Here is a 21826-nt window from a genome sequence, read left to right as displayed (position 1 = left end):
GAGCACAGCCGGACCATCCCATTAGCGGTCATGTTGCCCTGGGGTCGCTACTGTGAAAAAGTGTGAGGATTAAAGAACCAGATAAAGCTTCGGCACGCTGCACGATGTACCAGCGGCAGCAGATAGAACATCATTCTGATTTTGACCGGGAGGGCAGGGTATGACCTCAAAGTGTCTTCAGAGAATGGTAGGAATCGCGCTATTCGCCCTCGTCCTTGTCCCAGCGGCGACGGCCAAGGGACAAGAAATTAAGGTAACACTCTTAGGCACAGGATGCCCACCGGCCGTTATGAATCGGTTCGGACCGAGCATCCTCGTCGAAGCGGGTGGACAGAAATTCATTTTCGATGCGGGCCGCGGCGCCCTTCAGCGGCTCAACCAGATCAAGATTCCTTGGCAGGATGTAAACGGCGTCTTTCTCACCCACCTGCATTCAGACCACGTCGTTGGCTTCCCGGATCTGTGGCTAACCGGTTGGCTTACGCCGGGCCGGGATCGGCCACTGCAGGTCTGGGGACCGAGAGGAACGAAGCGCATGATGTCGCTCCTCGAGCAGGCATTCGAATATGACATCAGGATTCGCCTTTACGATGACCGAGCGGCACCAGACGGCGTAGTCATTCTCGCCGAGGACATCACCGAGGGGCTCGTATATGAGAACAGCGGTGTGAAGATCACCGCGTTCGAAGTGGACCACACCCCGGTGAAGCCCGCGTTTGGTTATCGTATCGACTATTCCGGTCGATCTGTCGTGCTCTCCGGAGATACCCGCACCTCTGAAAATCTCGTCCGACACGCCCAGAATGTTGATCTCTTGATTCACGAGGTCGCCTCGCCTGAGACGTTCCAGCGGGTTGGAGTTCCACCAGCGCGGACGACAAGTGTTGTCGCCCACCATGTCACGCCAGAGCAGGCTGGAGATGTGTTTACGCGGACGACGCCTAGGCTCGCGGTGTACTCACACATCGTGCTGCCGAACGCGACCGAGCAGGATCTGATTCCACCAACGCGGAAGACTTACTCCGGTCCTTTGGAGCTCGGTGAAGATCTGATGGTCATTGACGTCGGCGAGAAGGTTGAAGTCCGAAGACCCGCCAAACCTTGACCCCGGCGTAAAATCCAGCACCGACATGATCGAATCAGCTCGGACCAATTTGCTGCGCCGCGTGAGTCCGGTTCTGGGCGATCGGTGGCGTCGGCCAACTATTTTCTTCATGTTGTTCACTAGCTCTTTTGTTTTGAGCGCTCGGGCGATGCTCATGGCGCTTACTTCGGCGCCGTAGAACTGCCGGAAGCCCACGGCCCTACGATTGCCCTGCGCTGGGCACCTATTGAAAGGTCGAACCATGAAGCATGCGCTTCCGACAATCGGAGTTGTTCTCGGATTGATCGTGACACCGGCACTCGCCGACCTCTGGAGAGGATGAGAGCGGCAATGGCCGATGGGGCTACGATCGTGGTCCTCACCGCGCCTACAACTACGACCGCGAATATAAGCAGGAGTACTACCGAGGCCTCTGCAAGATCGAGCGGAAGTGGGGCAAGCACGGTAAAAAGAAGAGACGAAGTGCAAAGGCTATCGCGACTGACGGGCGAACTGGTCTCTACGTAAGTGGATGCCGGGACTAGACGTCACGTTTTGGAGCGTTCTAAAGTGTCTGTCCGGGCGGCGGACAGACTAGAGCGCAAGGTGGAAGAATACAGAGCGTATATCGTTGATCAAAACGGTCACGTTACCGGCCGGGTCGACCTCATTTGTGCGGACGAGGACAGCGCGCGGCAGCGAGCCAAGCAGCTTCTAGATGGTCACGCAGTAGAGTTATGGCACGGCGACCATAAGATCGAGCGGTTCGACCCGCCACCTCGCGCCCAGCCCTGAAGGGAGCGGTGCGCTTGACGGGGGCCCATTTGCCATTCCCGCTTGTGCCCCCAAGCCTCCTGCAATGGAGGGACGGAGCGTGTCCGCTCTGCCCCACCAATTCAGACGTCCACCGGGTGCGTATCGATCAAGCAGTACTCAATGAAAGCTTGCTCTGAGTTGCGAAGCGAACCGCGACTTTAGTATTACGTACGGAACTAATCTGTTGCCACCGCGTTCCCGATGGCCGCCCCTCCGCTGCATCAGGGAAAATGAGCAGAACATCATTCGATCGCATCGGAGAAGCGCGCCGATTTGAGCTGCTCGTCAACGGTATCGTCGATTACGCCATCTTCATGCTGGATGCGGATGGCTGCGTTCGGACGTGGAATGCAGGCGCCGAGAGGCTCAAAGGTTATTCTGCTGACGAGATTATCGGAGAGTCGTTTTCGACCTTCTACACGCCTGAGGACCGAGACAAGGGGCTTCCCGCAATCGCGTTAGCAGCTGCGCGTGAGACCGGGCGCTTTCATTCCGAGGGGTGGCGAGTTCGTAAGGACGGCAGCCGGTTCTGGGCTCTCGTCGTGATCGACACTATCCGCGACGAAGCGGGCCAGCTGATCGGCTTTGCGAAGGTGACGCGGCATATCACCGAACGGCATCAGGCCCAGTTGGATCTTCTTGAAAGTGAACGCCGCTACCGTCGTTTGGTTGAGGCGGTCGTGGATTATGCAATTTTCCAACTTGATCCATCAGGCAACGTGACTACCTGGAACCCCGGCGCAGAGCGCATTAAGGGCTATGCTCCATCTGAGATTATCGGCCGCCATTTCAGTCAATTTTATACGCCGGAGGACCTTGAACTCGGGATACCGAAACGCGCACTCGCAGAGGCCGCCGAGACTGGCCGCTTTGAGGCCGAAGGTTGGCGCATGCGAAAGGATGGCACGCGGTTCTGGGCGTCGGTAGTCATTGACCGCATTGTGGACGACGCAGGCCAACTGATCGGGTTTGCGAAGGTCACCCGCGACTTGACCGAACGGAAAAAGGCACAGGATGAGCTTCAGAGCGTCCAAGAGCAGTTGGTGGCCTCCCAAAAACTCGAAGCCGTGGGACAGTTGAGCGGCGGCATCGCTCACGACTTCAATAATCTCCTAATGATCGTGCTCGGCAACATCGAAACAGCCGAGCGGCATAGTCGCCATTTGCCCGGCAGTGTGAACATTCAACGTGCACTAACAAACGCCAAGAGAGGGGCGCAAAGAGCGGCGGCATTGACGAGTCGTCTGCTGGCGTTCTCAAGACGGCAAGCTCTGGACCCCAAGCCTATTGACCTCAACTCGTTTCTGAACGGCTTGCAGGACTTCCTCCAGCGCACCCTTGGAGAGGGCATCGAGGTTCAGACTGTTGGAAGCGCAGGGCTTTGGCAGATAGAAGCGGACACAAATCACCTGGAATCGGCGATTATCAACCTTTGCATAAACGCGCGTGATGCCATGCCGCACGGCGGCAAGTTGACTGTCGAAGCGGTGAACGTCTCGGCCGATGAAGACTATTGCCGGATGAACCCAGAACTTTCGCCAGGTCAATACGTGGTGCTGCGTGTGACCGATACCGGCAGCGGCATGTCGAGTGACGTTCTCGACCATGCGTTCGAACCCTTCTTCACAACGAAAGAGCCCGGACAGGGCACGGGCCTTGGCCTCAGCCAAGTTTACGGTTTCGTCAAGCAATCAGGCGGCCACGTTAAAATATATAGCGAGCTTGGCCACGGCACCAGCATTAGGATGTACTTCCCTCGCTCGTACGGGAGCAACGTCTCGGCCGAGTCGGAACACGAAGAAGCAGTGCCTGAAGGCGAGAAGCTGGAGACCATTCTCGTCGTGGAAGATGACGTTGACTTGCGCGCCTATGTATCGGACGCGCTGAGGGATCTCAATTACCGCGTTATTTCCGCACCGAGTGCGCAATCAGCTTTGACAACGCTGCTACAGGAAAGTCCACGGGTTGATCTTCTCCTGACCGATGTTGTTATGCCTGGCATCAATGGCCGCGAGCTAGGCAGACGGGCTCTTCAGATTCGCCCTGGTCTAAAGATCCTCTATATGACGGGGTACTCGCGAAACGCAGTCGTCCATCAAGGGCGGCTTGAAGAGGGTGTTGACCTGTTAGAGAAGCCCATAACCTTGGCGAAGCTGGCGCTCCGGGTACGTGAGATGCTGGATCGAGCTGCATCTGGCTAAGCGCTATTTCCCGCTTCTGCACCTACTGTCTTCCTCAATCCACTGCCGCTTCCAACGTATCTATGGTCCGAGGTCTTGCGGCCAATACTCGCGCGTGAGGAGACGGCGCGGAAGCGGCAAAGTCCGCAAGATCAGCAGCGTTGACATGGTCAAGACGGGGCAACATTCGTACTGACAATCCCATGCAATCTGCATGAAGGACGAGCGATGGACGACCCTACCCACTTCGAACAACTGATACAATTTCGTGCCCCTGCGAGTCTGTCAAAAGCGATCGACAGGGCGGCAGGTCAACGTTGCCAATCAAAATCGGACTACATCAGACAAGCGCTCCTCAACCGCGTTCGGGCAGAACAGGACTTTCCCGTCGCCAACCAGCAGTATTGCCTAGTTCGGAATGGCGAGCTGATCTCGACCAGCTTCAAACCGAGCGAAGATCCTGAAGGTGGCGAGTGGCTGCCAATCGAGAACGAGGACAACCAGCCCTTTGACCCTGCTCTGCACTGGCGGCTGAAGCCGCTCCCGCTTCGCCTGGACGGCGATCGTGTGGTGCGCACCTATCCCGTCATTGCCAAGTGTCAGGAGCACGCATGAGCGGCGTTGCATGGTGGTCGCAGACCGCGGCGAGCAACGCCACCCAGGACAACACCATTAATTGGTCTGAGGGACAAGCGCCCAGCAGCATCAATGACAGCGCGCGGGCTATGATGGCCTCGACTGCCAAGTGGCGCGACGACATCGCGGGCGCGATCACGACCGGCGGCACTTCGACGGCTTACACCGTGACCAGTTATGAGGTGTTCGACACCCTGACCCGGCTCAACGGTAATTTGATTGCCTTCACTCCGCACGCGACCAACGGCGGCACCACCACCTTGAACGTGGATGGTCTCGGCGCCAAGCCACTGCGCTCTGCCCCGAGCACCGAGCTTGCCGCTGGCCACCTAGTCCAGGGCACACCTTACGTCGCGCTCTACAACAGCAGCGACGCGGCGTTCTACCTGCATGGCTTCTATGGCAATCCGTACGGCATCCCGGTCGGCGGCCTTATGCCATTCACGGGTGCGACGGCGCCCAACTCGAGCTTTGTGCTGCCTTATGGTCAGGCGATCAGCCGAACGACTTACAGCACGTATTTCGCCCTGGTCGGCAGTGCGTACGGCTCTGGCGACGGGTCCACCACATTCAACGTCCCGGACCTTCGCGGACGCGTCGTCGCCGGCATCGACACCATGGGGGGATCCGTCTTACGGACGCGACGTCTGGCTTCGGCGATGTCCTGGGCGAGGCCGGCGGCGCCCAAAGCATCGCGCTGATTGCCTCGCAGATCCCGACGATCACGTCGAGCGCCTCGACCAGCGGCACGCTGACCGGGCAGACCAACAGCTTTCTTGTTCCGCAAAGTTCGAGCACTACGGGTGGCGGCGCATTCACCATTTCCGGCCCGCCTGCGAACCAGAACATTGGCGTTTCTGTTAGCGGCTCGATGAGCGGTTCCGCAACCTCCAACAACACTGGGGGCGGCGCGCACAACAACGTGCAGCCAACGATTGTGCTGAATTACCTTCTGAGGATCATCTGATAGTGGCACGCAAGGTCAAGAAAGTCGGTATCCCTGCCCGCGCCAAGAAGTAAGGCCGCCTCTATGGCCTGTCATGGTTCACGGTGGCGGGCTGGATTAAGCGCCCCGCCTCAGTGTTAGTCTAGTATGGTCGAAATGATCCTCATACTGGCAACTGGCGGCATAACGGTGTGCGCGGCGATCATCGCCGCATTCGAGATCAAGGCAGCGATGGATCGTAGACGCCTGAAAAGGTAACGCCCCTCGCGCAACCCTTCCAATTCCTGAGGGAACGGTCGCACTCGAAATTCCAAGGGGATGTCGGGAAAGAGCCATGCCGCGTTGAAGGCATGGCTTGAGCTGATGGTTGAGCTTGCCGCGCCTTCCTCAGACGGGCCAGAGTCAAAGCCATGATGGGACATAATGGGAGAGGCCGCCCACTGAGGCGGCCTCGATTCATCTTGCGGTGGAGCTTTTCGATTAGCTTCCGCTGCTCCTCGATGTCCTCGCGAACCATCTGACGCATTTCCTCGTCCGGAGGCAGCTTCTCGCTGGCGGCGGGCTTCTTTGGCGGTTCCTTGTCTGTGATTTTAGCGCCTTTTGGAGCCTAGCACAGAAGGTTATTTGGGTGGCTGCAAGCCGGGGGAATTAATCCAGTTGCTAAGATGGGCACCGGTCTCTGCAATCCTGGCTCGCTTCAACAATCCCTCGCGTTCTCTACCTGCGGGTAATTGGCTGGCACGCTCCTTGAGCTTGGCGGCCTGTTCGGCCATCCGTTCTTCAAGGGAGCGGGTCTGCTTTATTCTGCGGCGACGCTCGGTCACGGCGCGCCTCCCATGAACATTGAAGATGACTCCAAAACGACGTTGCCAAAATTCGGTTCCGTGAGTGAAACTAGGACACTCCCCACTTGGGACACTAGGGGTTAAATACGGACAGTACCCCCGCCCCTCGGGTGGGGGTCACGGCTAGCGGGGTCAAAAGCAAGGGCCGCTGCTCTGGAACAGCGGCCCTACCGGGTTATAATAAAATTCGGGATGAAAGGCGCCAGCCCCGGTGAAGGGATGGTCAATTGCGGTCGATGTTCCCGCACCATCAAATGTGAATCCCATGACATTTTGCTAGGAACGACCCCGGGCATCCGGGGGCTGGCCTGCGGACGCACCAGGGCCGCCCGACGCACCACCACGTACGCGGCGCGCCGCTGAATATCGTCGCCCTCAACACGTAGAGGCGGCGTCTCAAATGATATGCAACCAGATTAAATTCGACCGTGCGAGTTCTGCGGGCTTATCCCGATCAGAGGGAGTTCATAGCTCCCTTCCCATTGCTGGGTGCGTCCGGTTCTTCACCTTGATCCAGTGCTTCTGCCGGCCGCCACGATACGGCCGCTCGCGGTGCTTCGAAACCAAGCCCTCAAGGCCCATACGGCACGCCGCGCGGTACAAGTCAGGTCCGATCTCGCCGCGCTCGAAAGGAGCCACGGTGATGCCGTCCGGTCGTCGCGCCAGTAGCCTCTCCAGTTTTGTCTTCCGCAGGTGCAGCGGCAAATCGCGCAGGTCGTCGCCACCAAGAGCCAGCACGTCAAAAGCATAGAGCTGGACTTCATTATCGTGCTTGCGAGAGTGCAGGCCGTTGAAATCAGAGATGCCGTCGACGCCTAGGATCACGGCTTCACCATCGACGACGAAGTGCGTCTCCTGGTTCTTCAGCGCGGCCTCAGCGATCCAGGGATAGCGCTTGGTCCAGTCGGTCCCATTGCGAGACAGCAGACGCACGCGCTTGTCCTCCCGAATGACCAGCATTCGGTAGCCATCGTGCTTTACTTCATGGAGCCAGTCGGGCGCTGACGGGACCTGCTTGCCGGCGGTCGCCAGGCAGAGCTCGTACGCCATACGCATGGGCGAAAGATAAGGAAGTTCGGAGCTTTTTACGAGTCGGGAACAAGTGGCAATTTCGGCAATTGGGGTCTCTGCTCCGGTGTGCCCAAGAGCTCCGGAGCAGACCCTAGCGGCCTCGGCTGCGCCCAGCTGCTGAGGCCGCTTTTTTGTGGGCTACTGCCCCGTTGCCGCTGCCGTGATTTGGGAGTCTCCGCGGCCCGCGATAGTATGGCAGCCATTCTCACCTTTGGTTGTTTTTGGCCACGGAGCCGGAAAATGATTACCCCCGCAGCCTGCCAAGAAGCAGCAGAGCATTACAAAGCACTTTCCAGAGTACCGGGTATTTCCGCGGCTCGAATGTCCCTTTTGAAGAACATCGCGAGGAGCTTCGCCGGCTTAGCCACCCAGTTGGATAGACTAGCAGCACTCACGAGAGACGAAGGGCGGCGGCGTTAAACGATCCGCCTCACTTGGCTGCTTCAAGCGGACTCGAGATCGCGAGTTGCGGCGGCCTGCCGCTCGCGAAATCCGGCCTGACGTCGGCGCCCGCGTGGCCGTGCCGGCCGCGCAAATTGGTCTTGCGCATCTCCAGCGGCAGCGCGCGCAGGCCCTCGCCGCCCGCGAGCAGAGAAAGACACCACTCTGGTGGCTCTCGCAATTGAGGCCTTCAACGACTTGCTGAAGAAGCATGGGAAGCGACCAGTCGTAACCAATCCACTTCGGGACGGTGAATAGATATCACTGAATCGTCGGCTCCTCCTCAACGTCCTGCCCGTGCAGATGGTCAATGACCTGAGCCAGGTCGCGCATGTCCAGCGTTTCGCCGCATACCGGGCAGCGGATGAAGTGATCGCGCTCGTCCCGCGGTGTCCAGCCGAGCGGCTTGCCTTCGGAAGTCACCGGGCCGCAATCCGAAAGGGCAGGGCGAGCTGCACGTCGAAGCGCTTGGTGGCATTGGCGGTGATGAAATCCTGTAGAGCTGGCGAGATCTCTGTGTCGGTGTCAGCAGCCCGGTCGGCGAGCGCATCGGCGATGTCGGACGTGGCATCGCGCGACCAGCCCTCGGTTGGGTTGAAGCATACGATCCGGACTGGATAAGCGTATTGGCCCGACAGCATGTCCCGCAGCACGGTCTCGAGATCTGTGTCGGCCTCGTCCGTCTCGCGCCAGGCGCAGCCGGCCCGCGCGCCGAAGGTACGCGTCCGGTGACGGCCCTGGTTAGGTCATCTTGAACGGATGGCTGACCGCGCTTATGCGGCCTGAGCGACGTTCTGACGTCGCCAATTCCAGGGCATGAGTTCGTGGATGCGCTTGGCGGGATGATCCGGTAGGGCAAGACAAGTGCCGATTCTATGCCGGCCGCCCGCAGCACTTGTTGCAAGAGACGATCGAATTGGAAGCGCGCAGCGAAAGTGCAGCCGAAGAGCGATGGAGTGTTGAAGAGATAGCGCTCGCGGCTGAAGCCTATTTGAGCATGCTCGAAGACGAAATCGCGGGCCGCGAAATCAACAAGACCGCTATGCGTGAAAAGCTCCGGGCCGGAGGACTTTCCGGACGCAGTGATGGCGCGATCGAATATCGCATGCAGAACATTTCTCACGTCCTTGAAACCATGGGGCGCGCTTGGGTATCCGGCTACAAGCCGGCGGGAAATGTTGGTCCAACAAACACCAAGGTTCTCAAGCAGAAAATCGAAGAGCTGACCGAAGGAAAAGTTTATCTTCCCCGGGCGCGCGCGGCCGTCTTTTCCCAGCTCGTGCCGTCGCTCGATCAGTTGATGGGCGTGAAAGCAGTCTTTCGGCAAGTCTCTTCCTTTGTACTCTGTTTCGGAGGGCGAGGCGACGGGACGGCGCGCGCCAGCCGATACATCGAAGTTTAGCTCGCGATCTGAACGCGGCCTGAGATGCAGATCCGCTCACACTCCGAAAGCCACATCGTCGAGCTCGAAGACGGTTCGAAGTGGCAGATCTTCCCGGGCGATCTCGATCTGACGCTCGGCTGGAAGCCGGAAACGGAGCTGACGGTCGTCGAGGTCGCAGACGAGGTCGCCACCCACGAACTGCTCGGCGGCGGCGCGAGAGTTCGCGCAAGGCCCTTTGGCGAGGTTTGGCCCGCCGGGGACGTCAAGGATGCGCTGAAGGACGGCTGAAGCCAGCGGGTCGCAAGGACACGCCGGCGCCTTCAGGAACGCATGCGATGTCGCCTCCGTTGATTCCGAAGACGGCAACATCCAGGAGATCAACATGGCCATGGAAGATCGCGAGACTTTCAGTCTCATCGGAAGCGACAAGGTCGAAGGTACCAACGTATACGGGCCCGACGGGCAGAAAGTCGGCTACATCGAGCGCGTCATGATCGACAAGATCAGCGGCAAGGTGTCCTACGCGGTGCTCAGCTTCGGCGGTCTGCTCGGGATCGGCGACGATCACTATCCGCTGCCGTGGCAGACACTGAAGTACGACACTGATCTCGGCGGGTACGTCACTGGGGTCACGCAGGACCAGCTCAGAGGTGCCCCAAAATATGCCGACGAGAGCAGCTGGAATTGGGACGCAGGAACGACGCGCTCGGTCAACGACTACTACGGCGTCCCGGTCGCGTAGCGCCAAGTAGTTACGCCGCCGAGCCGGCGGTTGGGATTGCGCGCTGCTGGCTGAAGATCAGCCCCGGTTGACAATCCGGCGGTCGGGGCCGTGGCGTCCGGTCTGTCAGGGGTTGACCAGGGGTGTGGCCTTGTTGAGGCGCTGACGCCCGGCGTTCGGCACTCGCTTTCAGATACGCCCCGTTCAACGCTGCACTAGCCGTTCATGCTCGCTATCGCCCCGGGAAAAAGAGGCAATCACCCGCTGTGCCCCGGAACCTTGCCATCATTCGCGGGTTCACGCAGGCCGCATATGGCGGCAAGGAGATTCTCATGAAGAAGCTGATGCTGACGTGCGCGGCCGCTGCCGTGATCTCGACGGGCGCGATTGCGCAGTCCACCGTCGTCACTACGACCACGGGCACCGGCCATGCCGCCGCCGTCCAGATCGAGCCGGAATACCGCACCAAAATCCGGACCTACGTAACCGAACACAAGGTCCGTCCAATACAGAGCCGCGAGACGATCATGGTCGGCTCGCCCGTGCCGCACGAGGTCGAACTCGAGGCGGTGCCCGCCGAATGGGGATCCTCGCTCACGAAGTATCGCTATGTCTACTCCGGCGAACGCGTGATGCTGGTCGATCCGTCGACGCGCACCGTGGTCCAAGAGGTGGACTAAGTCTTCTGAGGCGGGCGCTGAATAAGCGACCCGCCTCATGCCGCGCCCAGTCCAGCCTAGAATAGAATCTGTCTTCTCATCGCGAACGGCGGTCCATGCCGATCATCCGGTACTTCGTATTCGTCGGCGGTCTGCTGCTGGCGCTGCTCTTTGCTGCGGACCGGTACCTGCCGGCTCCCATCGAGCATGAGGACGCGACCGATCCCGACAGGACGACCATCCGGATCAGGTCGGCCAGGAGCCTTCCGGAAAAGATCGTATTCGACGCGAGTCCGCGTAACGATGTGCCGAAGATCGCGCAGGACGAGCCGATTCCTGAACCGCAGCAAGTGCGCGAAGCCATGGCCGCCATGCCGGCAGCACCTCCCGCCCAGTTCAAGAAAGAACCGCCCGCCCGCATCTCTGCGGAGCCCCGTCCGCATCCGAAGCAGTCGGCGAAGTTGTCCAAAAGGGTGCCGCCCGAGCGACGTCTCGCCTTCGAGCGGTATGACCCATTTTCCGGCGGGTGGTGGTGAGCGGAAGGTTCGCGAGTGATGCAAAGGAAAAGGCCGCGCATTCGGGAGCGCGGCCTGCGTTGCGTCCAGATGGACCGGTCTCACCAGTGGTGGTGACGATGCCAGCGGTGCCGCACGACCGGATAGGCTCCGCGGTAGTAGGCGTAGGCAGGCCGCACGACGCGGCGATAGCGATAGGCATAGGAGACGGGCGCCGTGTAGTACGTGGTGCTGTAGCCACCGCCCCAACGATACGGCTCGTCATACCCGTAGTCGTAGGCGTAAGGCCCGCCGTAATAGCCCGCTCCATAGTAGGCCGGGCCGCCGTAGTAGCCATAGCCCGGTCCCGCAGCGTACGCGGAGGAGGCAAGCCCGCCGATCACGGCACCTGCAACCAGGCCGCCGGCGATGCCCGGGCCCCAGCCCCCCCAGCCGCCTCGCCAGTGAGCTTCGGCAGGAGACGTCGTGGCCACCGAGGCCAGACCAAGAGCGCCGACCATCAGCGCCGACATTGCGATCTTCTTCATCGAGTATCCTTTCATTGCTCGCGCCCTGCCGGACAACGGGAAAAAGCGGCAAATGTTTCTGCTGCACCCGACCGCGAGCGGGCAATGGATGCTCGGCGCCGGGACAGCGTCGCTCGAAACTTCAACCTTGAAACAGCGCATCGGCGGCGACCGGTTCGGCCCGATGCTGCGGCGCGACAATTTCGGGAATTTACCCTCGCGTTGACGCGATGGGGCTTCGTCAACAATGTTGAATCGCCGCAGCTCGTTTTTGCGGTAGGCTACGCTTCTCGCCTTTTGTTCCATGTTCGATCCTGCCACGACTGCGCTTTTGCGCGCCGTACTCGACGAGGTCTGTGAAGGCGTTTCGCGTTTCGAAACCGGCGCTCGCACCCACGTCGCTTCAAGGATTCTGGAAGCCGCCGCCAAAGGCGACACCGCGCCGGAGAGCCTGAAGCAGGTCGGTCGCGAGGCGCTTCACGACGCGCCAACAATCTCGCGATAAACGGGAGCGGGGCGTGAACTTCCAGGTGACGGTGCTCAAGATCCTGGTGAGTTATCCCGATGGATTCGCCGTCATGGCGGACCCTCAAGTGCGACATGGCGATCCTGGCGACGAGCGGTCGCGACTGGGCCGACCGGACCAACGGCTCGCCGCACGCGGGCCGAAGTCAACGCCTGCGGCGCCGTCGGGCGGCGCGTGCGCGAGCGCGCGCGAAAGCGTCCTGACCTCCTCTCTTCGTCTACAGTCGGGAAAAGCCGGAAACTTTCCGGAGTGCCTTGAGTTGGCAGCGACTGGATGCGGTCGCCGGAGCGTGGAGATGGTGGACGAAGTCGTTTTGAAGAGGGCCACGGAGCCCGCATGGACGGTGTACCGGGCAACGCATCCCGACATCGATGCGCAGGACAGCCGTCGCTGCCTGCTCGAGCGCCACCTGCAAAGGAGATGGGAAGAGCGAGAGAGCGATCCCGAAGAACTCGCCAGTTTCGGGATAGCCTACCTGCACCGGCTTCCCCAAGACGAATGTTGACGGGCATGAAAATGCTCGCTGCCCGAGTGGCTCGCGGAAGCACAGGGCCCAGTTGGACGCTGCTCGCGATCTCGTTCCTCATCTCCGCGGTCATCGTGATCGGCTTGCGGATCGTTCTGGGGGGACTAGCTCGATGCGGATCGCCCAGCTTGCGCCGTTGGCCGAGAGCGTTCCTCACAAGCTTTACGGCGGCACCGAGCGGGTGATCGCCTGGCTGGTGGACGAGCTGGTCGATCTCGGACACGACGTCACGCTGTTCGCCAGCGGGGACTCAAAGACGAAGGGAAAGCTCCACGCGGTGTGGCCGCGCGCGCTGCGCCTGGGGCGGAGGGGGGCTGATCCGAATGCCGCCTGCGCGCTGCTGATCGAGGCCATCGCCGAGCGCGCGCGCGAATTCGACGTGATCCACTCCCATATCGACTGGCTGCCCCTGCCGGTCCTGAGCCGGACCGGAGTGCCGTTTCTGACGACCACGCATGGCCGACTCGACCTTCCGGCTCTATCCGACGTGATCGGGGGTTTTCCGGAAGCTTCTTTCGTCTCCATCTCCGATAGCCAGCGCCGTCCGCTTCCGGACGCAAACTGGATCGCGACGATTCCGCACGGGCTGCCCAGGCATCTGCTTCAGCCCTCCTACGAACCCGGTTCGTACCTCGCCTTTCTCGGCCGGTTGACGGCGGAGAAGGGGCCGGAAGACGCCATACGCATCGCACGCGCTGCGCGGCTGCCGCTACGGATCGCCGCCAAGATCCCTCGCGCGGAGACGGCCTACTTCAAGAGGAAGATCGAACCCGAGATCGATGGTGAGAACATCCGGCTGATCGGCGAGGTCGACGAAGTCCGCAAGCAGCCGTTCCTCGCCGGCGCCGCCGCTCTGCTGTTTCCGATCGATTGGCCCGAGCGGTTCGGCCTCGTTATGATCGAGGCGATGGCGTGCGGGACGCCCGTGATCGCCTACCGGTCGGGCTCCGTCCCGGAAGTCGTGGAGGAAGGCGTTACGGGCTTCATCGTGGACGGCGAGGAGCAGGCGATCGAAGCGGTCAAGGAGGTCGTTCTGCTCGACAGAAGAAGGGTCCGAGCCCGGTTCGAAGAGCGTTTCGCCGCGAGCCGGATGGCGAGGGAGTATGAAGACCGGTATAGCGAGTTGATCACACGTGAGGGACTTTCCAGCACTCCGCCCACACTAAGGACTCGCGAAGAGAGCGCTTCGACGACGGCCGGAACGTCTGCAGACTGTGCCCGTTGTCGCCGATCAGGAGAACGCCCATGAAGATCCTTTCCGCGACAGCAGCTTTAGTCCTTCAGGCGACGTCGGCTCTCGCGGACCAAGCACCTCCTTCGCAGCCGAAGATCCAGCAAATCCGCGACTCGGTGACGGACACGGCAGATTGTTCGAAGCAGGTGTGGCCACATTTCTCTGATGCCTGCCTGCGCTCCCAAGGTAAGGGCGTTTCCGTCCGGGTCGTGACGACCGAACGTCGATAGGGACGGGATCTAGTGGGACCGAATCCTTCCGTCAGCCGCGTGTTCCGAAATCAGGAACAAGTGGCAATTCCAGGCGTTGGGGCCGGCACCTGACTGGTGCGGCTCACGTTGGAGGAGATATCGATGAAAAGCTTTCGTGCCATTGCTCTGCTCGGCACTGCGGTGATCGGCAGCGCTGCGTTCGCCCAATCCACTCAGCCAGCCGATCGCGCCGCCCCGGCGGCAACCGCCCAACCGGCCGATGCAAAGATGGCGCTGAAGGGCAATTGGCGCGCCTCGAAGCTGATGGGGCTGAACGTCTACAACGAAGCCAACGAGAAGCTCGGCGACATCAACGAACTGCTCGTCGACAAGAGCGGCAAGATCAATGCGGTGGTGATCGGCATCGGTGGCTTTCTCGGCATGGGTGAACACGACATCGCCGTCTCGATGGACAAGCTGAAGTTCGTTGAAGAGCCTGTCCGGACGAGCTCGACCAGCACCTCGACCACCTCGCGCGACACCACAACGACCGGCGCGGCTTCGACCAGCACCACGAACCGCAACGATTGGGTCCCAGACCACGCCGTCATGAGCGGCAACAAGGAGCAGCTCAAGGCGCTCCCGCAGTTCAAGTATTCGGATTACAACTGACGGACGGAACGTTCTTCGAGATTGGGGTCTCCATCCGGAGGCCCTTTTTCTTTCACAGCACCCGGTGAAATTGGCCGAAAAGAAAAGGCCCGCCCCGTTTGCGGGCGAGCCATTCATGCGAGCTTACGTTCGCTCAGTGCATGTGAACTAACCAATAGCCGACGCCGCCAACAACGAGCACGGCAGGGACGGCCCACAAAATCAATACAGGCATCTGCTCCTCCAGTTGCTGTCGGTACGTTCTCGCCAGCCCGGCTGGGCTTGGCGATACCGTTTACTGTTCGGTGCAGACCTTGGTGGTCTTCACGGCGGACTCGGCTTCCGTCTTGGTCTTGTAGACGCCGTCGCCCACGACTGTCGTGGTGGTCGTCGTCGGCTTGGTGTCAACGACCGTACATTTCTTAGTGGTCGCGTCTCGAACGATGTAGAACTCGGCGGCGCTGGCGGCCTGCGTGCCGAGGGCGAAGGCGGCGAGCGCGCCGCACACGATCAGCTTCTTCATGTGTCCTCCTCAATGGCTCGTAAGTAGTCAATGCCAACGACGCCGCGCCTCTGAAGTTCCGGTTGTTCCTGGCTGCAGCACCTGCGCCGTTTCGGGACAGCAGCAATTCGTACCTACCGAAGCGCCCGGCGAGAGTTGCCGATTTTTCCCGGAAAAGGAACTGCATGTCTCACCAGAGGTTGATAGACGTCCTCATTTAGATGAACAAGCGTTTATTATTGGCTACGACCGCTGCAGTCGCGATCGCGAGTTCGGCTTTCGCGCAATCTTCTCCGAGCACGTCGAACTCCAATCCGTCGACTACGCAGCGTCAGCAGGATTCCACCTCGACGACGCCGTCCTCGACGTCCACCGCGCCATCCAATTCGTCTTCGGGATCCGCCCAGACCAATCCCTCGACGAATTCGGCCCAGACCCAGTCGCCGTCGATCGCTCAGACGGCTGCAGGTCAGTCGTCCAATTCCGGCACGCCCACGAACACCACGCAGGCGCCGGCCGCGAACAATTCGAATAACCAAGCCCAGACCAGCCAGCCCTCAAGCCAGACCACGACGCCTTCCAACCAGGCGCAGACCAATTCTCCGTCGAACACGAACACCCAGACCCAGAGTGCCAATCCGCCCGCCTCGGGTACGAACCAGGCGCAGTCACCGACGGGTAGCGGTTCGACCAACACCGCCCAGCAGCCGACCAATCAGCAGAACACGGCAGATCGTTCGTCGAACACCAACGCGAACACGTCGGTGAACATCAACGACCAGCAGCGGACCCGCATCAGCACGTCGATCTCGCACCTGAACGTGCAGCCGCTGACCAACGTGAACTTCTCCCTGTCGGTGGGCACGGTCGTTCCGCGTGACGTCCGCCTGCAGCCGCTACCGGCCGAGGTCGTCGAGATCGTGCCGCAGTACCGCGGTTACAACTTCGTGCTGGTGAAGGACGAGATCGTGATCGTCGAGCCGTCGAGCTACAAGATCGTCGCGACCCTGCCGTACTCCGGTCGCTCGACGGCGGCAGCGCCGGCGCGCACGGAGCAGCGCAAAGCGACGTTCAGCGACCGCGATCGCGAAGTCGTCCGCAAGCACGCCAAGGCGCGTCCCGTCGAGCGCGAGCGGCAAACGACCGGCAGCACGGTCCGGACCGAGATCCGTCGAGGTGAGCGCGTGCCGGAAGGCCTGGAGATCGAAGCATTTCCGGAAGAGGTCTATCGGGATGCTCCGAGCCTGCGCGAGTACCGGTACATCAACCGCGACAGCCACACGTACATCGTCGAACCCCATGAGCGTCGCGTCATCGAAGAGATCGATTGATCTCGCAGCCAAAGGAGAACACCCATGAAGACCATCGTTCTAGGAGCGTTGGCGGCGACCATTATGGCGTCGTCCGCAGGTGCCGCCCCGCTTGCACCCGCTGCCCTCGCGTCGACGGAGATGGCCAACGTCGACCAGGTTCGCCTGGTCTGCAACGAGTACGGCCGCTGCTATCGCACCCGAGGTCCACGCTATGTCCAGCGCTACTACGGCGGGGACGACGGCTATGTGGTCCGCCGGAGCTACGGCTCCTATGGCGGGCCCGGCTACTATGATCGCGGCTACGGCTACTACGGCGGTGGCCCGAGCATCGGCTTCAGCTTCGGCACCCGGAGCTGGTGAACCAGGAAAGGGCCGCTCTCCGAGCGGCCCTTTCGACTTCGGTTCATTTCCTCGGTGATGAGATGTCCGCTGTTGCGAAGCTCCATGACCAGAAGGAAGCGCTGAGGGCGCGGCTACAAGCCGACCTGGGTCCGAACGAGCGCGCCATCCAAGCGCTCTCGGCCGAGATCGAGACGGCGCTGAAGCTGCTCGGCGGCGAGAGTTCGGCCCCTCTCGGCGCAGACGAATAGCCCTTGTCAGAATGCTGGCGTGTGAAAAGGAAACGCCGCCTTCAATACCGCGGCCGCGTTGCATCCGGATCGACTTCGCTTACCAGCGCGCTTAGCGCCAATGCCAAAGTTCGTACCTGGCTCACGGCCGAAAAGAGCCGGCCTGCTTCAAAAAGAGGCTATAGCCTGATCGACGGAGATGGCTCAAGGTTGATGACGTCCGCGAGTACCTTGCGCAGACGCGGCCCCGGCCTCGGAGGGGATTGGGGATGCTCCGCGAGCTCGGCGGCGAGCCAGCGAAAGTCCTCAGCTTGTCCGGGCGAACTTTGCTCCTGACCCCGCCCCGGGCCCTGTGCGCCAAGCTTCCATTTTACCCAAAGGCCTAGTTTCATTCACGGAACCGAATTAGGCCATCCCCGTTTTGGAGTCGTTTGAAATCATTTCTTGGGAAGGTACCATGACGCAGCATCGTCGCAGGGTCATACAGACCCGCTCCCTCGAAGAACGAATGGCAGAACAGGCGGCAAAGCTGAAAGAACGGGCCAGCCAGTTACCCGCTGGAGCCGAGCGCGAGGCCCTGCTGAAACGAGCCAGGATTGCGCAGACCGGCGCGAGTCTGAGTGATTGGCTTCGTTCACCCGGCCTCCTGCCGCCCGAATGAATCTCCACTAATCAATGCTGGCTCTCCTGAAGGGGTGGGATGTGAAGCTGCTCGGCGAGTATCTCGAACACGCTCTCCAGTTTGAACGCATGGCGGCCGAAGAATCGGACCCTGAGCTAAAAGCGGCGATGGAGAGCCAAGCGAAGGCTTACCGGAAGATGGCCGCGAAGCGAGCCAGGATGCTCGGCTTGCCGGAGCCTAGCCCTCCCGAGCAGTAGCCAGATTGGGCTCTACGGAACAATTGTCCACTTCGGTACTTATTGAGTGCCTTTGGCAGGGTGATCTCTGTGAACTTTTTCAGCAGCGACAGATTTTCGGGACCGAAGACACGGGAAGAGCAGCGCTGCAAATGCGGCGCGCAGCCCCGATTGGCTCATACGATTGCGCGGCCTGAACGTGCGCATGTTCGAGTGCCGGTGTGGCGAGCGCTCTTGGACTGAGGACAAAGAGTAAGGCCCTCATCTGACGGCTTCTGTCTGCGAGGTGGTGGCGTGGCTGGATTTTGCCTATTCTGGACGTGCACTCGCTTGTCAGCATTACCGGCGTATGCCGCGCTAATTCTTCCACGGACCACGGCAGATGGAATTCACGGACGAATTCAAAACGCGCTCTACTTCTTGTACGTCAGAGCCGAAAAGCCAAAGTAAGACGGCCTCAGTTGTCGGCCTCTCATGGCGTCCGTCGCGCTCGATGACCCCTGATAAGCGGGGGTCACCTCGCTCGAAGTCGGGAGGCGTCGCGACAACAGCAACCCTCACACATATCGAGGCTCAGCGTGGCTAAACGCATCGGTCCCGGCCAATGATCGGCAGCGAGCGCCACGTGATGACCGCAGTATAGACCAGGACGCCAAGCAAGCCCCTCTGCCGCATCTTGCCGAACGTGACCTTGAGTGGGCGAGCATCGTCTGCGGCACTCATGCGTCACGCGCGAGCGAAACCTGCACCTCGCAGGCTTCCGAAACAGGCCTTCTCGTCACCGCCCCCTTCATCTGGGACGCCAGCAGCTGATCAAGCGCGTGCGAGCCCGCGCTTGACGTGGACCGGACAGCCGACGCCGTTCGTCACGAGAATGCGGTCGTCCTTGGCGCGCACGTCAACCCACCGCGCCGCGCGCCTGCGAGCTCTTCACCTTGCGCATCCAGTTCACTCTACTGAAGCTTCCTAGAATTTCAACGTCGTGCGCAGGCCGAAGATCGCCGCGTTTTTCAGCGCTCGGCCCGGCATCGGGCCCGTCGGGTCCGTGGCTCCGCCGCCCGGCCGGATGATGTATTGGAAATTGGGCTGGAGGGTCCAGCCGTCCCTCACCTGATACTGATACACCGCCGTGAGGAGGCCTTCGAAGCTGCGCACCGGCCAAGCGGGACCGGCAAGTGCGCGATAGTCGAAGTCCAGCGCCTGGGCTCGCTTCGAGACGTGCGCGTAGCCGGCCGCGATCCCAAACTTGTCGTCCGGTCGTTTGTCGCTGAGACCGATGAATTCGAATCCCGCGTCGGCGTAGAGATCGATCAGATTGCGATCGGCAGGAGCTCCGGAGACCCGAGCGAAGATGCCGATTCCGCGATCATCGCTTTTTGGGACGCGATAAAGCTGCTGCTCGAAGACCGCCCAGCCGCCGATATCGCCCGCCAAAATCAGCGGCGTGCCGCTGCTGCTCGGCGCCCCAAGCGAAACGCCGTTGCTTGCGAGTTGAAGGTCGGAGAATTGCCCGAAGTGACGCCATCCGCCGAACTTGATCTGGCCTGTCAAATTGGGATCGCCCTTCTTGTTATTCCAGGCGTACTGAATTTGCCCGAGCAGTAGAGGCGGATCGTTGATCCGGAAGTTGACGCCATATCGGTTGCGTTCTTGGGGATCCCCGGGACCCGGGCCTGCCTGGTTGCCGTCGAAGATGCCTCCAAGGACGGAGAGCTGATCGGTGATGTTGACCAGCAGCCGGGCGCCCATCGCGGCCAACGGCGGCGACGGACCGCCGCTCGGCAGGTCGAGCGACGTGATCACTGGCCAGCCCATCGACGCGTTCGTGAAGACGTCGGTGTATTTCGTGTTGAAGAACTCGCTGTCGGCGGCGAGCTGCCCGAACTTCAAAGAGACCTTCTTGTCGCCCCACTGCTTTTCGAAGTAGGCCTCGTAGAGCCGTGTCGATGGCAGCGCTTCGATGCCGCTCACGACGAAAAAATTGTCGAGATAGTTGCGCGACAGTCCCTCGCCATGGATCTGGAACATGTTGGCGTGGAACGTGAGCTTGTCCACGCCAACGAGCTTCTGCAGGTCCACATCGACCGCAAGGTTTAGCCGGCCTTCGTAGATCGGTCCCTGCTTCAATCCGCCGGAGGTATTCCCCAGCGTCTCACCGATGTAGGTCGCGGCGAACTTGATCCCGTACTTTTGGAGCGGATTAGGCACAAGCCCGAGGGTCTTCTCCTCGACGGTGCTCTCGCCGGTGTCGGGATTGGCGGGCTTGTCGTCGTCGGTCTTCTTGTCCTCCTGCGCGAACGCGTGGGAGCCTTCGAGTAAACTCGCCAGAAGGATTGCCAGCGCCAGGCCTCTAACGGACATTTTCAATCGATCCGCATACCAAGATTCTCCGTAGGGTCGGGAGTATTGGGACACGCCCCAACGGCAAACTCAAGGGGACACCCGCGGCTTGTCCTCCTTCGAGAATGGGTCCACTGGGGTTTGGATCCCCTGACAAGCAGATCTCGAACCAGCGCGGCCGTTGAGACCGCCCCGCAGTCGGTTCTGCGGCAGCCGGCGGGAGAACGCACCGGCCGCGTCGGCGCGCGGCGAAGCGGCGGAAGGTGCTCAAAGGCTACTAGGAACCATCCAATAAAGGGGGAGTTCGTCCTCGAAGCACAATCCAAGAAGACAAGAGGGTGAGATGACGCGATCGGTGGAGGAGCTACGACGGGAGTCCGAACGTAACCGGGCGGAATTGGCGGCTACGGTGGAACGTCTCAAGCAGGGGATATCGGACACGACGCGGGATCTGGGTCACATGGTCTCGCCTCAACACGTTAAATCGGAAATGTCGGGCTACGTGAGCGACAAGGCCCAAGGCTGGGTCGAGGGGCTTAAACAGCAGGCGATGGATAACCCGATGCGCGCGGTCGCTGCCGGTACCGCCATAGCTGTGCCGCTGCTGCGACTGGCAAAAGGCGTGCCTCTGCCGCTGCTCATGATTGCTGCAGGCCTCGCTCTTACCTCCAAGACAGTGCGCGACCGGGCTGCTGGAGCGATATCGCCCGTGATGGATGGTGCCGGTCGGGTCATCGACCAGACTGCCGACAGAGTTCAGGAAGTGAGAAGTGGGGCGCAGGCGAAAATCTCCGAGTCCCAAGGACGTGCCGCTGGCGCAGTCAACGATGCGATAAATTCGGCCAAGACAGCCGCCCAAGACCTCAAGACCCGAGCGACGGAGACCGCAGGGACGATCGGTGACAAGATCACGGACGGGATGGACTCCATCAAGGATTCGGCCTCCGCCGCTCCGGAACAGGCACGTCAGATCATCAGTGACAACGCCGCGCTGATCGGAGGACTCGGTATCGCCATTGGCGCCATTATCGCGGCCGCCCTTCCCCAAACGAAGTTCGAAGACCGGGCCGCAGGGCCGGCGAGCGACAGCCTAAAGCGCGCTGCAGGCGAGGCCGCTCAGTCGGGATTCGAGGCAGCAAAGGATGCCACGTTGTCTGCGGCCGATGCCGCGACAAGAAGCGTGAGTGACGCTGACCTTGGGCGGCATGCAAGTCGAATGACCCGTAACCTGGCGGACAACCTCAAGGAAGCGGCCGCCGAGGTTGTTGACGCAGCATTCAGCCCTTCCCCAAAATCGAGCACTTGAGAGGCA

29 protein-coding genes and 1 pseudogene are annotated in these 21826 nt (G+C 60.9%); 21 read left to right on the top strand and 9 right to left on the bottom strand.

Annotation, left to right across the window (positions count from 1 at the left end; genetic code table 11):
- Positions 1-193 precede the first annotated feature (193 nt).
- The 4 genes from IVA98_RS22995 (at position 194) to IVA98_RS22980 (ending at position 5417) form a co-directional block, all read left to right on the top strand.
- Positions 194-1105 carry an MBL fold metallo-hydrolase gene (locus IVA98_RS22995; RefSeq protein WP_524536406.1) on the top strand — a complete coding sequence of 304 codons (912 nt, stop codon included), beginning with the start codon at positions 194-196 and terminating at the stop codon, positions 1103-1105.
- 1025 nt (positions 1106-2130) lie between these two features.
- A complete protein-coding gene (locus tag IVA98_RS22990) occupies positions 2131-4101 on the top strand; it encodes a hybrid sensor histidine kinase/response regulator (RefSeq protein WP_247355586.1) in 1971 nt (656 codons plus the stop codon).
- A 207-nt stretch (positions 4102-4308) separates the two neighbouring features.
- Positions 4309-4695, top strand: coding sequence for a hypothetical protein (locus IVA98_RS22985; protein ID WP_247355585.1), 387 nt, complete (start codon positions 4309-4311; stop codon positions 4693-4695).
- Positions 4692-5417, top strand: a complete 726-nt coding sequence (locus IVA98_RS22980; RefSeq protein WP_247355584.1) for a phage tail protein — start codon at positions 4692-4694, stop codon at positions 5415-5417. Before IVA98_RS22985 ends, IVA98_RS22980 begins: the two co-directional genes overlap by 4 nt.
- Before the next feature lie 865 nt (positions 5418-6282).
- Here IVA98_RS22980 and IVA98_RS22975 read toward each other — a convergent pair.
- The 5 genes and pseudogenes from IVA98_RS22975 to IVA98_RS22955 all read right to left on the bottom strand — a co-directional run.
- Positions 6283-6486 (bottom strand): hypothetical protein, encoded by a 204-nt coding sequence (locus IVA98_RS22975; protein WP_247298850.1) that lies wholly within the window; start codon positions 6484-6486, stop codon positions 6283-6285.
- A gap of 486 nt (positions 6487-6972) precedes the next feature.
- Positions 6973-7557, bottom strand: a complete 585-nt coding sequence (locus IVA98_RS22970; RefSeq protein ID WP_524536404.1) for an ATP-dependent DNA ligase — start codon at positions 7555-7557, stop codon at positions 6973-6975.
- Positions 7558-8008: 451 nt separating this feature from the next.
- Positions 8009-8200 (bottom strand): hypothetical protein, encoded by a 192-nt coding sequence (locus tag IVA98_RS22965; protein ID WP_247298600.1) that lies wholly within the window; start codon positions 8198-8200, stop codon positions 8009-8011.
- 80 nt (positions 8201-8280) lie between these two features.
- Positions 8281-8442 (bottom strand): hypothetical protein, encoded by a 162-nt coding sequence (locus IVA98_RS22960; RefSeq protein ID WP_247355583.1) that lies wholly within the window; start codon positions 8440-8442, stop codon positions 8281-8283.
- Positions 8439-8735 (bottom strand): annotated as a pseudogene (locus tag IVA98_RS22955) (hypothetical protein); the annotation flags it as partial. The pseudogene IVA98_RS22955 and the gene IVA98_RS22960, both read right to left, overlap by 4 nt.
- A gap of 182 nt (positions 8736-8917) precedes the next feature.
- Here IVA98_RS22955 and IVA98_RS22950 point away from each other — a divergent pair.
- The 5 genes from IVA98_RS22950 to IVA98_RS22930 all read left to right on the top strand — a co-directional run bounded on the left by IVA98_RS22950 (position 8918) and on the right by IVA98_RS22930 (position 11319).
- Complete coding sequence (locus IVA98_RS22950) at positions 8918-9421, top strand: hypothetical protein (RefSeq protein WP_247355582.1); 504 nt, start codon at positions 8918-8920, stop codon at positions 9419-9421.
- Between the two features lie 24 nt (positions 9422-9445).
- On the top strand, positions 9446-9691 hold the full coding sequence (locus IVA98_RS22945; RefSeq protein ID WP_247355581.1) for a hypothetical protein: 246 nt from the start codon (positions 9446-9448) through the stop codon (positions 9689-9691).
- Between the two features lie 94 nt (positions 9692-9785).
- Positions 9786-10145, top strand: a complete 360-nt coding sequence (locus IVA98_RS22940; RefSeq protein ID WP_247355580.1) for a PRC-barrel domain-containing protein — start codon at positions 9786-9788, stop codon at positions 10143-10145.
- 311 nt (positions 10146-10456) lie between these two features.
- Positions 10457-10804 (top strand): DUF1236 domain-containing protein, encoded by a 348-nt coding sequence (locus tag IVA98_RS22935; protein WP_247355579.1) that lies wholly within the window; start codon positions 10457-10459, stop codon positions 10802-10804.
- 95 nt (positions 10805-10899) lie between these two features.
- The gene (locus IVA98_RS22930; RefSeq protein ID WP_247355578.1) at positions 10900-11319 is read left to right on the top strand and encodes a hypothetical protein; all 420 of its coding nucleotides are present in this window, start codon (positions 10900-10902) and stop codon (positions 11317-11319) included.
- Between the two features lie 80 nt (positions 11320-11399).
- Here IVA98_RS22930 and IVA98_RS22925 read toward each other — a convergent pair whose 3' ends face one another.
- Positions 11400-11840, bottom strand: a complete 441-nt coding sequence (locus IVA98_RS22925) for a hypothetical protein (protein ID WP_524536403.1) — start codon at positions 11838-11840, stop codon at positions 11400-11402.
- A gap of 37 nt (positions 11841-11877) precedes the next feature.
- Between IVA98_RS22925 and IVA98_RS22920 the strand changes: the two genes are divergently transcribed.
- From IVA98_RS22920 to IVA98_RS22895, 6 genes are all read left to right on the top strand, one after another.
- Complete coding sequence (locus tag IVA98_RS22920; RefSeq protein ID WP_247355577.1) at positions 11878-12030, top strand: hypothetical protein; 153 nt, start codon at positions 11878-11880, stop codon at positions 12028-12030.
- 78 nt (positions 12031-12108) lie between these two features.
- Positions 12109-12309 (top strand): hypothetical protein, encoded by a 201-nt coding sequence (locus IVA98_RS22915; protein ID WP_247355575.1) that lies wholly within the window; start codon positions 12109-12111, stop codon positions 12307-12309.
- 13 nt (positions 12310-12322) lie between these two features.
- A complete protein-coding gene (locus IVA98_RS22910) occupies positions 12323-12835 on the top strand; it encodes a hypothetical protein (protein ID WP_247355675.1) in 513 nt (170 codons plus the stop codon).
- A gap of 133 nt (positions 12836-12968) precedes the next feature.
- Positions 12969-14105, top strand: a complete 1137-nt coding sequence (locus tag IVA98_RS22905; protein WP_247355574.1) for a glycosyltransferase family 4 protein — start codon at positions 12969-12971, stop codon at positions 14103-14105.
- Positions 14102-14320 (top strand): hypothetical protein, encoded by a 219-nt coding sequence (locus tag IVA98_RS22900; protein WP_247355573.1) that lies wholly within the window; start codon positions 14102-14104, stop codon positions 14318-14320. Before IVA98_RS22905 ends, IVA98_RS22900 begins: the two co-directional genes overlap by 4 nt.
- Positions 14321-14443: 123 nt before the next feature.
- The gene (locus IVA98_RS22895) at positions 14444-14953 is read left to right on the top strand and encodes a PRC-barrel domain-containing protein (RefSeq protein WP_247355572.1); all 510 of its coding nucleotides are present in this window, start codon (positions 14444-14446) and stop codon (positions 14951-14953) included.
- A 274-nt stretch (positions 14954-15227) separates the two neighbouring features.
- Here IVA98_RS22895 and IVA98_RS22890 read toward each other — a convergent pair whose 3' ends face one another.
- Both IVA98_RS22890 and IVA98_RS37715 read right to left on the bottom strand, forming a co-directional pair.
- Entirely contained in the window at positions 15228-15455 is a 228-nt protein-coding gene (locus IVA98_RS22890; protein WP_038383553.1) for a hypothetical protein, read from the bottom strand.
- 448 nt (positions 15456-15903) lie between these two features.
- Positions 15904-16131, bottom strand: coding sequence for a hypothetical protein (locus tag IVA98_RS37715; protein ID WP_524536402.1), 228 nt, complete (start codon positions 16129-16131; stop codon positions 15904-15906).
- A gap of 67 nt (positions 16132-16198) precedes the next feature.
- Here IVA98_RS37715 and IVA98_RS37710 point away from each other — a divergent pair, with 67 nt between their 5' ends.
- The 5 genes from IVA98_RS37710 (at position 16199) to IVA98_RS22865 (ending at position 18195) form a co-directional block, all read left to right on the top strand.
- Positions 16199-16765, top strand: coding sequence for a DUF1236 domain-containing protein (locus tag IVA98_RS37710; protein ID WP_524536401.1), 567 nt, complete (start codon positions 16199-16201; stop codon positions 16763-16765).
- Positions 16766-16789: 24 nt separating this feature from the next.
- The gene (locus tag IVA98_RS22880; RefSeq protein WP_247355570.1) at positions 16790-17107 is read left to right on the top strand and encodes a hypothetical protein; all 318 of its coding nucleotides are present in this window, start codon (positions 16790-16792) and stop codon (positions 17105-17107) included.
- 62 nt (positions 17108-17169) lie between these two features.
- Positions 17170-17337, top strand: a complete 168-nt coding sequence (locus tag IVA98_RS22875; RefSeq protein ID WP_247355569.1) for a hypothetical protein — start codon at positions 17170-17172, stop codon at positions 17335-17337.
- 436 nt (positions 17338-17773) lie between these two features.
- The gene (locus IVA98_RS22870; protein ID WP_247355568.1) at positions 17774-17977 is read left to right on the top strand and encodes a hypothetical protein; all 204 of its coding nucleotides are present in this window, start codon (positions 17774-17776) and stop codon (positions 17975-17977) included.
- Positions 17978-17991: 14 nt separating this feature from the next.
- Complete coding sequence (locus IVA98_RS22865; RefSeq protein WP_247355566.1) at positions 17992-18195, top strand: hypothetical protein; 204 nt, start codon at positions 17992-17994, stop codon at positions 18193-18195.
- A 945-nt stretch (positions 18196-19140) separates the two neighbouring features.
- Here the strand turns inward: IVA98_RS22865 and IVA98_RS22860 are convergent.
- Positions 19141-20535 (bottom strand): carbohydrate porin, encoded by a 1395-nt coding sequence (locus IVA98_RS22860; protein WP_247355565.1) that lies wholly within the window; start codon positions 20533-20535, stop codon positions 19141-19143.
- A gap of 322 nt (positions 20536-20857) precedes the next feature.
- On the opposite strand from IVA98_RS22860, the gene IVA98_RS22855 reads away from it, so the two are divergent.
- Entirely contained in the window at positions 20858-21820 is a 963-nt protein-coding gene (locus tag IVA98_RS22855) for a DUF3618 domain-containing protein (RefSeq protein ID WP_247298603.1), read from the top strand.
- Positions 21821-21826: the final 6 nt, after the last annotated feature.

Source organism: Bradyrhizobium sp. 160 (assembly GCF_023073735.1).
Lineage (GTDB): Bacteria > Pseudomonadota > Alphaproteobacteria > Rhizobiales > Xanthobacteraceae > Bradyrhizobium.
This window is presented reverse-complemented; position numbering and strand designations above follow the sequence as displayed.